This window comes from Micromonospora sp. LOL_021, from assembly GCF_048060215.1.
Taxonomy (GTDB): domain Bacteria; phylum Actinomycetota; class Actinomycetes; order Mycobacteriales; family Micromonosporaceae; genus Micromonospora_E.
Map to the genome: position 1 here is coordinate 122,780 of NZ_JBHMIN010000007.1, position 13,521 is coordinate 136,300.

General features: G+C 67.2%; 9 protein-coding genes and 1 pseudogene. 6 read left to right on the plus strand and 4 right to left on the minus strand.

Annotated elements, in window-relative coordinates:
• Positions 1 to 1,156: 1,156 nt before the first annotated feature.
• From ACFHWT_RS07800 to ACFHWT_RS07815, 4 genes are all read left to right on the plus strand, one after another.
• The gene (locus ACFHWT_RS07800; RefSeq protein ID WP_416593895.1) at positions 1,157 to 2,044 is read left to right on the plus strand and encodes a replication-relaxation family protein; all 888 of its coding nucleotides are present in this window, start codon (positions 1,157 to 1,159) and stop codon (positions 2,042 to 2,044) included.
• Positions 2,045 to 2,326: 282 nt separating this feature from the next.
• Positions 2,327 to 3,262 (plus strand): phosphotransferase family protein, encoded by a 936-nt coding sequence (locus ACFHWT_RS07805; protein ID WP_416593896.1) that lies wholly within the window; start codon positions 2,327 to 2,329, stop codon positions 3,260 to 3,262.
• Positions 3,259 to 4,164 carry a glycosyltransferase family 2 protein gene (locus ACFHWT_RS07810; protein ID WP_416593929.1) on the plus strand — a complete coding sequence of 302 codons (906 nt, stop codon included), beginning with the start codon at positions 3,259 to 3,261 and terminating at the stop codon, positions 4,162 to 4,164. Before ACFHWT_RS07805 ends, ACFHWT_RS07810 begins: the two co-directional genes overlap by 4 nt.
• 11 nt (positions 4,165 to 4,175) lie before the next feature.
• Entirely contained in the window at positions 4,176 to 5,183 is a 1,008-nt protein-coding gene (locus ACFHWT_RS07815) for a glycosyltransferase family 4 protein (protein WP_416593897.1), read from the plus strand.
• A 36-nt stretch (positions 5,184 to 5,219) separates the two neighbouring features.
• Here ACFHWT_RS07815 and valS read toward each other — a convergent pair whose 3' ends face one another.
• Positions 5,220 to 7,775 carry a valine--tRNA ligase gene (gene valS, locus ACFHWT_RS07820; protein ID WP_416593898.1) on the minus strand — a complete coding sequence of 852 codons (2,556 nt, stop codon included), beginning with the start codon at positions 7,773 to 7,775 and terminating at the stop codon, positions 5,220 to 5,222.
• A gap of 73 nt (positions 7,776 to 7,848) precedes the next feature.
• Between valS and ACFHWT_RS07825 the strand changes: the two genes are divergently transcribed.
• Positions 7,849 to 8,253, plus strand: a complete 405-nt coding sequence (locus ACFHWT_RS07825) for a hypothetical protein (protein ID WP_416593899.1) — start codon at positions 7,849 to 7,851, stop codon at positions 8,251 to 8,253.
• Here the strand turns inward: ACFHWT_RS07825 and ACFHWT_RS07830 are convergent.
• Positions 8,254 to 8,673: pseudogene (locus ACFHWT_RS07830) on the minus strand (HAD family hydrolase); the annotation flags it as partial.
• Here ACFHWT_RS07830 and ACFHWT_RS07835 point away from each other — a divergent pair.
• Complete coding sequence (locus tag ACFHWT_RS07835; RefSeq protein WP_416593900.1) at positions 8,573 to 9,232, plus strand: replication-relaxation family protein; 660 nt, start codon at positions 8,573 to 8,575, stop codon at positions 9,230 to 9,232. The pseudogene ACFHWT_RS07830 and the gene ACFHWT_RS07835 sit on opposite strands and share 101 nt — an antisense overlap.
• Positions 9,233 to 9,363: 131 nt before the next feature.
• On the opposite strand, the gene ACFHWT_RS07840 is transcribed toward ACFHWT_RS07835, so the two are convergent.
• Together ACFHWT_RS07840 and ACFHWT_RS07845 are read right to left on the minus strand one after the other, a co-directional pair.
• Complete coding sequence (locus ACFHWT_RS07840; protein WP_416593901.1) at positions 9,364 to 12,978, minus strand: caspase, EACC1-associated type; 3,615 nt, start codon at positions 12,976 to 12,978, stop codon at positions 9,364 to 9,366.
• Complete coding sequence (locus ACFHWT_RS07845; RefSeq protein WP_416593902.1) at positions 12,978 to 13,355, minus strand: hypothetical protein; 378 nt, start codon at positions 13,353 to 13,355, stop codon at positions 12,978 to 12,980. The genes ACFHWT_RS07840 and ACFHWT_RS07845 overlap by 1 nt, the downstream gene beginning before the upstream one ends.
• Between the last annotated feature and the right edge of the window lie 166 nt (positions 13,356 to 13,521).

Genomic DNA, 13,521 nt, shown 5'->3' on the forward strand with positions numbered 1-13,521 from the left:
TTGGTCCTGCCGAAGCAAACACGTGGCTTGACAGTACTCCTTGGATCGCAATCGTAGGACCACGAGACCCACCAGCTATCACAGTGGGCAATCTGGACTCACGGCGATCTCGCTCGGTGCGGATGTTGCTATAGGAGCTGACCGAGGTGGCCCGGCGTCGGTGTGGGCCGGGTGAACGTCGCTGACGAACCGACGTCTCACAACGTGAGACCAGAAGTCGTGCGTGCCAAGATCTTTTCGCCTTCTTGGGCGGCATCTTCGTCCTGGCTGAGGGCGGCTCGGGTCGCCTGGTCCGGGGGAGTCCCGCTGAGTCCAGAGGGGTCGTGATCTAGGGCTGGCGATGGTGGTTGACAGGGTGCTGCTGGTGGGGCGTACTGGGATGCGTGCGACCGTTCGGTGGTCTGCCTGCCGGGTTCGATCGGCTGGTCTGGTGGCGCTCCTTCGCGGGGCGTCGTCGATCGTTGTGAGCCGGGTGTGGGGTAGGCCGTCGATGGTCATGAGTGACAGGGGGACCGTCATGAAGGATCTTCTCCCGGCTGGGTGAGCCGGTGGGTAGCCAGCGACGTTGGTGGCTGACCGCGTCGGCGTTGCCCTGTCTCTGAACTGTGCTCGACCCGTCCCTGCCAAAACCGGCGGCGTGTCGGTTCGGCTACTCGTCGCGCATGTCTTCCTGCACGTCTGCGTTGCCGCATGGTTGTCCCTGTTTGGGGACGGCTCGTTCCTTGACATGTCCACAGTGGTGTTTGTGCTGCCTTGCCCTCGGCTTGGGGGCGTTGCGCTGCTACCGCTGCCTGTCGGGCGTCGCCTGCCGCCTGGTGGGCGCGGGCTGCGGCTTTCATCCATCCGGTGCCGGCTCCGCTGGTGTCGGTGTCGTCTTCGACAAGGAGTTTCTGTTGTTGTTCCCCATGTTTTCGGCCGCTGCCGTGGCTGGTGGCGGTGACAGTTTCCGGCTTGACCCCCGTTCGGGGGTCGGGTTTGCCGTCCGGGTTGGGGTCGGTCTTGGACCGGTCCCCCGGACGGACCCCTGGTTCCGTCTTACACCGCAGGTCGGGCGGTCTGCCGGCGAGGGCTGGTTGTCCTGCGACAGACCTGTGCTGGTCTCGGGTCTCTCCCCCTGGGGGGGCTCGTGTGCGTATCGGAGAGGAGGTGATGGTGGATGGATGATCCGGTTCTGCGGGTGCAGTCGCAGTTGACTGCCCGGGATCGGGTGTTGCTGGGCTGGCTCTACGACCACGGGGTGCTGACCTCGTTCCAGATCGCGTACGCCCTGTTCCCGTCGCTGGATTTCTGTCAGCGCCGGTTGCTGACGTTGTACCGGTTGCGGCTGGTGGGGCGGTTCCGGCCGCAGCGCGCCGACGGCGGCTCGTATCCGTATCACTACGTCATCGACCAGCTCGGGGCGGAGGTCGTGGCCGCTGGCCGTGATGAGCGGCCACCGCGTCGGGATCATGCCCGGGTGGAGCGGCGCCGGTGGACATCGAGCCGCACCCTGGAGCACCGGCTCGGCGTGAACGGATTCTTCACCGACCTCGCCGGCTACGCCCGCACCCACCCTGAGGCCCGTCTGGGGCGGTGGTTGTCGGAGGCGGCGTGCCAACGCTCGGGGGCGTTCACCCGGCCGGAGGATCCGGGTCTGGTGCGCGCCTTTCAGCCTCGGGTCCGCCCGGACGGGTACGGCCTGTGGACGGTGCGAGATGCCAGGGTGCCGTTCTTCGTCGAGTTCGACACTGGTGGTGAGCAGTTGTCGGTGCTGACCCGCAAGCTGGCCGGCTACGAGGAGTTGTTCGGCAGGCTGGGCCGGGTGTGGCCGGTGCTGTTCTGGCTGCACTCCGCCGCCCGGGAACGCAACCTGCGCCTGCTGCTGGCCGAGACGCCGCCGCTGGTGCCGGTCGCCACCGGAGCCCGTGACCACGCCACCACGGCGGGCCTGAGCCCCGCCGGGGCGGTGTGGGCCGTGGCCGGCGACGACGGACAACGACAGACGCTCGCCGACCTGGCGGCGTGGGTCGTCGACGACCGTGACCTGGCCGGGGAGGCGGCGTGACCGTTGACAGATCGCCCACCGCCGCCCCGACACGGTCCGCGTACGGCGCCGCAGCGGGGCGGTTCTGTCACCGGTCTGTCAGCGGTGCAAAGTGCGGCCTACTTCACTCCATCTTGGAGAGCACCGCACTCGCCGCCGCTTTCTGCGGTCCGACCTTCACCTTGTAGAGCCAGCGTTCCTTGCGACCCTCGGAAGTTGAAGTAGCGGCCCCTCATCTCACCGATCGACTCGTCCGGCAGCTCGCCAAGCACCGCGGTTCCGCTCCCGGGGATCGGTAACTGAATGACCGCCGAGAGCATAAGTGCCAAAATTAGGGCGGCTACCGCCGCCCACTTGGGTGAGGAAAAGTTGATCAGGGTAATGCCTGGCGGCAGCGCCAACATGTCTGTCCGTGTCGCATCCAAGGGAAGCCCCGATCTGGTGCTCCGGATCTATCTCCAGCGAGACCTCGATCGCTTTTCATGTGAGCTGGAGACACTGATTCGGCTTGCCCGGATAGGTGCTCCTACTCCAAGGCCGGAGTCCTGGGGCCTCGCCTGCCCGGTCTTCGGCACCCCGTTTTTCATATACCAACTGTTACCCGGCGAAGATCTGGGTGCGGCGGCTCGGCGCCTGGACGCATCGACAATCGCTGCAGCCATTACGCCCCTTATGGATACCACGATCCGCCATATCTCGGCGCTACCGGTGCTGTCCTACGGACACCTGCACGCCGCCAATGGGGAGATGGACGGATCTGGTAGCCAAAATCATCACCAGGTTGATGAGTACGCCGCCGTAATCGGTCGAGAGCGGCTCGCCGATCCTTCATTGCTGGCAGCGGCCGTCGAACTTGCGGTCCAGAACATGCACCTGGTCAGCACCGACAGACCGAACCTGGTGCACCCTGATCTCAAGCCTGGCAACATCATCATTGGTCCCCGAGGCGCGTCAATCATCGACTGGGAGCTGCCGATCGGCGGCCACCCCGTCCTGAACTACGGTGGCCTGCTCGCCGAAGGAATCATTGATCCAAATCTGCGCCAAGGGCTGCGGCTTCACCTAGACCAGCTCAGCCGAGACCTGAGACTCGCGGCCGTCACCGCAGGTATTCTGCGCTGCCTCGAAACGCTCAGCTACCTTCCGGTGAACCCGTCAGTGCAGAACGGTCGAAAGGTACGACCTGATGGCGACGATCTGGCCAATTCGATGCGGACACTTTTGGAGTGGGCGCCATGATCCCGCCGAAGGGAGTGTCGGTAGTCGTCGCCTCAATCCGGGATCCAGAAACCATCACCGACAGCATCCAGGCGCTCGGCGTTTCTCTATCACAACTTCCGGGACCCGCTGAAATCGTGCTCGTCCGAGACAGCCCGCCTGGAACAGTACCCGCTGAGTGGATGTCGGCGGCGAAAGTCCATCCGGTCACGGTCATCTGGACCGGACGCCGTCGCGGGTCGTCCTTCGCCCGACGCCTCGGCGTCGACAACGCTGCCTACGACACTCTTCTCTTCACCGACGACGACGTTGTGGTCCCGCCCGATTGGGCAGCTCGGATGGCACTCGGCGTCGAGGAGCATGGAATTGTGACTGGTTTGATTCAGAGCAGAAGCGAAGGGTTCTTTGAGAGATGCGACGAGCTCATTGATCACTACCGAACTGCTGCGCGTGCCGCCGACGGTACGGTCAAGTTCGTGTCGTTCCCAAATCTCGGAATCACTCGGACTGTCTTTGATAGCGTTAGTCTCGACCTGTCGGCGGGAAATCGGGTCGACGATATCGAACTCGCTTGCCGGCTCCGCCTGTCCGGGGCATTCCCGCAGTTGGTCGAAACGGCAGTTGCGGTACTCTACCCTTCCACCTACCGGTCCTTCATTGGCAGAAAGGTCCGCCACGGAATCGGAATGGGTCGGCTCCGTGGCCAACTCGGTGCCGCAGCGTGGGATCAGCTCGAGCTTGGCCAGGCGACTCACCTGCTTCGGCGGTGGATCGCGTTGTCGCGGCAGATAACCCCTGGCGCGGGGGTCGTCCGGCGTCTCCAGGTAACTGCAGCGAACATCGCGTACTGTCTTGCGTTCTTGATTGTGGCTGCGCTGTTCCGTATTGGGATGATCCTCGGTATTGCGCGGACGCGTCGGTAGGGGGCGTTTCGATGATTTTTCTTGCGAATATGTGGGACGGCCTTCTTGGGGAACGTGGGCTGGAATTGCTTGCGGACTCATTCGGTGGGGTGAGCGGCAACTGGCTCAGCTCTCCCCGCCAGATGTCCAGGCCACCTGCGGACAGCCGGATACTTCTTTCTCCCTCCGTCATGGGGTCAGCCGTCACACCGATGACGGCATTTGATCGGGGCGCTGACGTTGTCGCTTGGGTACTGTTTCCCGATCAGCTCATCGGTTGGGACTGGCAGCATCAGACCTACCGGCACATGATCACGCCAGTACTGCACGACACTCTCCTGATCTGTCGAATACTCGCAGTGAACAGCGAGTACGCGGCAGGCAACCTGCGACAGGCCGGCGTCGACAGCGAGGTGTCGATCCTGCCGCTTGGCGTGGATATCCATGGCATCCGAGCAGCCAGGGATAATCGCCGCGAAGAAACAGGAGTCCATGTCTTGTGGGCACATATGTGGCGCAGCCAGAAGAACCCGGACAAGGCCCTGCGGATCGCGGCGGAAGTGTTGAAACGAGATCCGAGCATTCGCGTCACGATCGGCCGGGCGGGGACCTGGCTCGATGACCAGCACAGTCCACGCGAGTTCCGGGAAGAGGTCCTGACGCTAGCTCGTTCGTTGCAAGCGCAGTGCGGCGACAAAGTTCGCTTCGTGGAACACCTCGACTCGGCACGATCGTACTGGAAGCTGCTGTCGCAGGTGGACATTTCCTACAGCTGCTCTGCGGAGGAGAGTTTCGGAGTGGCCATGCTTGAGCACGCCGCCGCTGGGGCAGCATGCGTCTGCCCCAGCACCCTGTGCTACCCGGAAGTCCACCCGCACGCTTGTCTGGTGCCGCCAACCGAAACTGACATCGCGGATGCCATAACCGAACTCGCCGGAGACCCCGCCCTGCTTACGCAGGCGCGATCGCGCAGCCTGGCGCACGCGGCAACCTATCCCATCGAAGCGACGGTGCGCGGGATCGTCCAGCTTTTCAGCTGAGCGACCCCCTCACCTGATCGTCGAAACGCCCTCTTGCTACACCGTCACGAGGGTGCTCAGCCCTGGTTCGCCAGCTTCCTCGGTGTCCAGCCAGGCGACCCGACCTGCGGCACACAGATCGTCTGAGACGCTGCCGAGCGCGACCAGCATCTCTGGCTCGGCGCGGACCAGGACCCTGGACACGTCCGCCCGCATTGACAGCTTCGCTTCCGACTTGGCCTTTCGGATCGCGGCGATGACCTGACTGGCAACAGTCAGCGCGGTGGAGTCGGCACCACCGACAGCCGCGCGCAGCTCGTCGCCCTTCGGCCAGGCAGCCTGGTGGACAGTGCCGGTGCGCCACCACGACCACACTTCCTCGGCGACGAAGGGCAGGAACGGCGCGAACAGCCGCAGCAGCGTGGCCAGGGCGATGGTCAGCGCAGCGCGGGCAGACTCGGCTGGCTCGGAGCCACGTTCGCCGTACCCCCGGCTCTTGGCCAGCTCAAGGTAGTCGTCGCAGAACCGCCAAAAGAACTGCTCAGTGCGCTCCAATGCTCGGGCGTAGTCGTAGCTGTCCAACGCGGCAGTGGCTTCATCCACCACGCTGGCCAGCTCCGCGAGCATCGCCCGGTCCAAGGCCTCGGTCACCGTGGCGGATTCGGCCGGAGAACCCAGGCCGAGCACGAACCGGCTGGCGTTGAGAATCTTCATCGCCAGCCGGCGGCCGACCTTCATCTGCCCGGTATCAAATGCGGTGTCCGTACCCGGCCGGCCATTGACCGCCCAGTAGCGCGCCGCGTCGGATCCGTACTCCTCCAGCAGCGCCAACGGAGTGACGACGTTGCCCTTGGACTTCGACATCTTCTTGCGGTCCGGGTCCAGGACCCAGCCGGAGATCGCCGCGTGCGACCACGGCAGGCTGCCATGCTCCAGATGCGACCGCACGACGCTGGAGAACAGCCAGGTCCGGATGATCTCGTGCGCCTGAGGACGCAGATCCATCGGGAACACCCGCTGGAACAGGTCATCGTCGGTGCCCCACTTGCCGGCGATCTGCGGGGTCAGCGAGGACGTCGCCCAGGTGTCCATGACGTCCGGGTCCCCGACGAACCCTCCAGGCGTTCCCCGCTGCTCAGCTTGGTAGCCCGGCGGGGTGTCTACGCTCGGGTCCACCGGCAGGGCCGCCTCATCGGGCAGGATCGGCTTGTCATAGACCGGCTCACCCTGCTCGTCGAGGGGGTACCACAGCGGAATCGGCACCCCGAAGAACCGCTGCCGGCTGACCAGCCAGTCCCCAGTCAGACCACCGACCCAGCTCTCGTAGCGGGCTCGCATGTACTCCGGCTGCCAGGCCAGCTCCCGGCCCCGTCCCAACAGCTTTTCGCGCAGGTCGGTGTCGCGGCCTCCGTTGCGCAGGTACCACTGTCGGGTGGTGACGATTTCCAGCGGCTTGTCTCCGCGCTCGTAGAACTTCACCGGATGCGTGATCTTCTCCGGCTCGCCGGTCAAGTCCCCGGACGCGCGCAGCAGCTCCACCACCCGTTCCCGAGCAGTGTGCATGGTGGCCCCAACCAGTTGGGCGTAGGCAGCGCGTCCCTGCGGGTCGTTCAGGCCGGGCGGCGGGTCCGCCAGTATGCGACCGTCCCGGCCGATGATCGGCCGGGTGGCCAACTGCAGCTCGCGCCACCACAGGACGTCGGTCAGGTCGCCGAATGTGCAGATCATGGCGATGCCGGTGCCCTTGTCGGGAGCCGCGAGCCGGTGTGCGGTGACTGGAACCTCGACCCCGAACAGCGGCGAACGGACGGTCGTGCCGACCAGGTCGCGGTACCGCTCGTCATCCGGATGCGCCACCAGCGCCACGCACGCCGGCAGCAACTCCGGGCGGGTGGTCATGATGTAGACCGGGCTGCCGTCCGGCCGGTGGAATGCCACCTGATGGTGCGCGCCGGGCCGCTCCCGATCCTCCAGCTCCGCCTGCGCGACCGCGGTCCGGTACGTGACGTCCCAAAGCGTCGGCGCCTCGGATAGGTACGCCTCACCGCGCTTGACGTTCCTCAGAAACGCCCGCTGCGACACCCGTCGTGAGTCGGCGTCGATGGTCTGGTAGGTCATCTGCCAGTCGACCGACAGCCCCAGCCGCCGCCACAGCAACTCGAACACCTGCTCATCGGCGACCGTCAACCGCTCGCACAACTCGATGAAGTTGCGCCGAGACACCTGAATCTCCGACTTGCCCGGCTGCTCTGGAGGAGCGAAATCCGGGTCGTACGGCAGGGACGGGTCGCAGCGCACCCCGAAGAAGTTCTGGACCCGGCGCTCGGTGGGCAGGCCGTTGTCGTCCCAACCCATCGGGTAGAACACGGCCTTGCCCCGCATCCTCTGATACCGGGCGATGACGTCGGTGTGCGTATACGAGAAAACGTGACCGACGTGTAGCGACCCACTCACCGTGGGCGGCGGCGTGTCGATGGAATACACCCCGTCCCGGTCGGCGGACCGGTCAAACCGGTATACGCCCTGCTCCTCCCAGCGACGCGCCCACTTGTCTTCCAACCCGTTCAAGGACGGTGCCGACGGCACGGCGGAGCCCGCAGAGGTGTCAGTCATAGCTGTTCATGCTACCGGTGGCTGTCGCACGCCTGGCAAAGGAGTTACCTTGCTCCGACCGTAACCGCGCAGGGTGAATAGTTGCTGTTCATACCTCTTTGCCCTCTGTGTCACCGCGCGCCGAGCGAGGATCTCTCGCCACCCGGGTTGCTACCTCGCCGGGTACACAACCCTCGCCAGCGGCGACCACAGCGAAGCCGCCGTCCAGCTCAACCAGGCGCTCGCCACGCTCCCCGGCACCAGCGCCAAGCAGCGCAGCGTTGTCCTCGCCGACCTCGCGACCGCGCATGGCGGTGACGGCGACCGCGCCGCCGACTACCTCAACCAGGCCGTCGACGCCCTACACACCGACTGGTATGGCACCGGCCTCGACCGGGTCCGATCCGTCCGTCCGACGCTCGGCGACAGCCGACACGGCGCACTGCTCGACGAACGCGTCGCCGCTCTCACCGCCGGCCGGGCCGCGCTCTCGGGATAGTCAGCGAGCTGACTCGTTGTGCTTGCGGACGAGGTCGGGCAGCTCTGCCAGCGAGTCGAGCTGGAACAGGCAACGGTCGATGACCGTCTGGTCGTCGAGGATGTGCCCCCACGGGCCGCGACGGATCAGGGCGGTCGCGATCCCCGCCTGCTGCGCGGGCCGGATGTCGTTGTCCAACCGATCCCCGACATAGAGCACCTGGTCAGCCTGGCAACCTGCCTCGGCGACCACCCGGTCGAAGAACGCGGCAGACGGTTTTTCCACGCCCCAGCCGTCCGAGGTGCCGATGACATCCACCGGCAGGTCGAGGACCCGCAAAATGGTCTCCGCCCGCGCCGTCTGGTTACCGGCCAGGCCGACCTGCAGCCCTGACTCGCGCAGCGCCGCCAGGCACGGCCGGGCATCCGGGTACAGGTCCTCCTACGTCATCGACCAGCTCGGCGCGGAGGTCGTGGCCGCTGGCCGTGATGAGCGGCCACCGCGTCGGGATCATGCCCGGGTGGAGCGGCGCCGGTGGACATCGAGCCGCACCCTGGAGCACCGGCTCGGCGTGAACGGATTCTTCACCGACCTCGCCGGCTACGCCCGCACCCACCCTGAGGCCCGTCTGGGGCGGTGGTTGTCGGAGGCGGCGTGCCAACGCTCGGGGGCGTTCACCCGGCCGGAGGATCCGGGTCTGGTGCGCGCCTTTCAGCCTCGGGTCCGCCCGGACGGGTACGGCCTGTGGACGGTGCGGGGTGTCGGTGTGCCGTTCTTCGTGGAGTTCGACACTGGCGGTGAGCAGTTGTCGGTGCTGACCCGCAAGCTGTCCGGCTACGAGGAGTTGTTCGGCAGGCTGGGCCGGGTGTGGCCGGACCGGTTGCCCTTCGACGGGACCGTAGCCGCCCCGGTGGACGCCACCGGGGCAGCCCTCGAAGTGGTTCTCACCTTGTCGTCGGCTGGTGGGCGACGATCACGGCGTCGGGGCGGTGAGCTATGACATGGCCAGACGAGACCAGGGCTCGGCGGCGCCGAGGGAACCCACACGGTTGTCTCGGCGCCGATGTGACGACAACGACGGTTCCCTCGACGGCCGGATCAACGTACGAACTGGAGTGGGCGGACCTGCGTTCAACTGCTCGGTCGACCATCCAGGTGACGGAGCTGCTCGGACAGCTCGGTAGCCGCCTGCTCCGGTTCGGCCAGGCAACGCCATGCGGGCACCCGGCGGACGGTGCCGTGGTGGGCGGCGACGTCGAGGCGGGCAAGGACCTTGCGCAGGGCGCGGCCGGACGGATCGCCGGCCGGGTCGTCGACGTACACGGCGATTTCCCGACCGGCCTGGCGGATGACGAGATCGGCGGTCTGCCCGGCCACGGCGACGTCCCGTTGTACGGCGACTCCGGCCTCGCGTAGGGCACGGTGCAGCTGATCGGCGGGCCCTGGGACGGCGTCCGGCAGCGCTGTGGTCGACCTGTGGCCGAGGGCCACGGCGGTGAGCAGGCCCCGTTGGCCCGACCACCACGACCGGTCGCCGACGACGACGAGCTGGGATCGGGCCCGGGTGATGGCGACGTTCCACAGGTTCGTCTGGTGGGCGAGCCAGTCCCGGGTGCGCTCACCGATGCCGTGGGCACCGACCGGTGAGACGACCATGATGTCGCGTTCGCTGCCCTGGAACCTGTGGATGGTCGCGCAGAGCAGGTTCTCGGACAGGCCGGCGGCCTGCAGCGCGGACTTCAGGCCGCGCTGCTGCGCGGCGAGCGGTGTGACCACTCCGATGGATGCCTCCGGGAAGGCCGCGCGAAGTTCGGCCACCTCGGTCACCACCGCCGCGATCTCGACGTCGTTGCGTCCGGATCCGGTCGGTCCGTAGTTGTACGTACCTGGCACGTCGCGCCACCGTATGGCCGGTTCGGCGGGCGCGGTCAGCCGGGCCGGATCGGTCAGCACGGTGAGCCGGCCCTGGTACACCTCCCGGTTGGGGGCGTCGACGATGTCCGGGTGGCAGCGGTAGTGCTCGTCGAGCAGATAGGCCGTGCCAGCCGCTGCGGCGAACGCGTCGTACGCCGAATGGCTTGCGTAGCGCAGCCGTCGGGTGTTCAACCATCCGGTGCCGAGCCCGGCCTTGACCTGCTCGGCGAGATCGTCGGCGTCGGTAAGCTCGACGACGGGTGCCAGCTGCCGGGGGTCACCGATGATCAGTGCCCGTTTGGCGCGGTACAGCATGGGCAGGATGGCCGGCACGGTGCACTGCGCGGCCTCGTCGATCACGACGAGGTCGTACATCGCCGGTTCCCGCCGCAACCATCGCACGGACAGCGCCGTGACGGCCCAGCCCGGCAGCACCCGGAGCAGCTCCGGGAAGTAGGCCCAGCTGTCCGGCTTGGCCTTAGTCATCTCGTCGGCCCGGTTCTGCAACAGCCGCGCCCCGGACGTCACCCGTTGGGCGATCTGGGCGCGCAGTAGTTCGATACTGCGCCGAGGCCGCTCGACGCCGATGAGTTCGGTCAACCGCTGCCAGGACGTCTCGGCAGCGGGCAGCGCGTCGGCCTGTCGCCGGCAATCCCGCCACCGCAGCTCGATGACGGCGCGTTCACCGAGGGTCCGGATGGCATCCTGGTCGCCGGCGCCGTGCCGACGCAGCCGCCAGCGGTACCACCAGCCGAGCCACCGGCTGGTCAGGGCACGGTCAGTGAGCCGGTACAGCCGCGCGAGCGCCGCGTCGTCGTCCGGCAGCCCGGCCGCTGCGGCATCGCGACCGGCCCGGTGTTCGTGGCGCGGTCCCGGTCGGCGCTCGGCCGCGAGGTCGGCCAGGTCGCGTTCGAGCAGCCGCTGATCGTCCAGGCTCTGCCGCAGGCCGTTGATTTCGTCGGCGATCAGGCGGAGTTCGTACAGCGGTGTCCGATCGTCGGGCGCCTGGTGGCTTTCGGCCGGCGGGTACGCGGCGATCAGGTCGGCGATGTGCTTCGGCTCCTGCAGCCGATGCTCCTTGTTCCCGGTGCGCAGCACCAGCCCGGGACCGACCAGTTCGCCGACCCGGCCGAACACCGCGTCCACCGCCTGGTTGCTGGTGGAGCCGATCAGCACGCTCTGGCCGGCGGCGGTGGCGGTGGCGAGCAGCGCGGTGACCAGTTGGCTCTTACCCGTCCCCGGTGGACCCTGCGCGACGGTCAACGGCTGCGACATCGCGGCCCGGATGATTTCCTCCTGCGCCTCGTTGGCCGGAGCCAGCGCGACTGTCGCGATCGGTGCCGGAGCCTCCTCACCCGGGCCTGCCGCGAGGGTTGCCAACGCCGTCCGGTCGATGAGCCGTGGATTCTTGATCATGCTTTGCAGGTCGACGACGAGTTGCTGCTGCGGCGAGGCCGTGGCGTCAACGGAGTAGAGCAGCGCGGCGTTCTGCACCCGGTCGAGTGGCCCGGGACGCGGTGGGCCGACCAGCGCAGTCGGGTCGAGGTCCGCCACCGGAGTCATACCGAACGTCTTGATCAGCAGGTCGACGGTGGCGGTGAGGGCCGCCGGGTCACCGGGTACGAAGACCTGCCCGACTCGTTGCAGCAGTTCATCGGACTCCACGTCGGACAATTGCAGCAGGTCGAGCAGCGCCGGGCCGGGTCGTGGCGGGAAGGAGGCGTGCACGACATCGTCGGTGCCCACCGTGACGTCGCAGATCAGCAGCGGCGTCAACCGTACCGGCTGCTGCCTGGCGGGGCGGACCGCGACGACCGGATAGCCGTACTGCAACTCCTTGCCGTCGGCGCGGGCCCGGGTGGCCAGCGCGGCGGCCCGGCCGGTCAGCCGGACCGGGGAGGCCGCCGTGAACACCGCCTCGGCACCGGACGGTGCCGGAGCGTACGTGCTGACCGCCTGCGGGTCGATGAAGGACCGCAGGGCGGCCGAGCGCTCCATGCAGTTGACGTAGTAGGTGATCAGGCGGCGCCACTGGTCGGCGTCGAACGGGGCGTCGTCGGCGGGGCTGGTCGGGCCGGCGTCAGGTCGCGCCCGGGCGGCCGCCGAGTCCGGCGCGGTGACCAGCCGGATGGGTTCGGTCACCCCCTCGCTCGATTCGACCGGCGAGTGCTGCCGACGTCGGGTCATCTCGGTCATCGCGTAACGGGCGAGGTCGTTGGTGGTGACCCAGCCGTCGGCGGACCCGTCGGCCGCACCGCGCAACCCCTCGAGCAGCACCTCGGTGAACACCGACGGACGATCGGGCCCCTGCGCCTTCGACGCCTTCATGTGCGTGCTGGAGGTCAGGACGAAGGTGCCTCGTTCGCGCTTGCCCCGGCGAGGTTCCTCCCGTACGCCGCCCCGGAACCGGTGCCGTGCGGTGAAGGCTCCGGAGAAGCAACAGTCCAGCAGGACGACCTTCTGACTGGCCTTGGTGCTGTTCAGCAGATGCCGCAGGGTGCCGTCGACATCGAAGGCGGTGGCGTGCAGCTGTCCGGCGTGGGAATCCGTGGCGGTGAGAAACAGCGACTCCCGGTCCTCGTGCAGCACGCCGTGCCCGGAGTAGTACAGCAGGGCCAGGTCGTCTCTGCCGCACCGGCCGTAGAACTCCTCAACGACCTGGCGTAGGTGTGCGACCGGCAGGTCCAGTTTGGCGTCGACGGTGTCGAAGCCGCCGCTGCCGTCGAGTAGCGTCTTGAGCTGGGTGACGTCCTGGCGTACCGAGGGCAGCGCCCGGAGTCGCCGATCGGCGTGGTAGCTGGCTGTGCCGAGCAGCAGCGCGTGCCGGCCCATCAGCGGTGGCCCGCTTCGATCGCGGTCCGTACCGTCTCGATCAGTTCGGCGGTCTCTCCCCGCGTGGGCTGATCGATTGTCAACTCGACGTCGCCGACGCGTAGCTGGATGCGGCGGCCGGTGTGGCGTTGCAGGAACGCCACGATCACATCGACCAGCGACTGTACGTATGAGGGGTCGACGCTGGTCAGTACGGTGACGGCTGCCAGGGCCAGCTCCGCGATGCCTTTGCTCGCCGGATCGGGGGCGAGCGGGACGCGCCGTACCTCCCCGACCTCACGAAGATCGCCTGCCAGCTCCTCGGTGAGCTGGTCGAGAACGAAATCGTCATCGCCGGTCAGCGGTGTGAAAGCGACCTCGACACGTACCTGCGACACGCAGCCTCCTCCTGTTTCGCGACGAGAAGGCTACGGAGTCGCCGATGCGGCCGGGCGCGTCTGTCGGCTATCCGATCGTACCGACAACCGGTCGATGCCTGCCGTCGATGATCTCATCGACCTTAGTCGAATAACTGTTGGTTCAAGGACAGATGCCTCGCCAGCG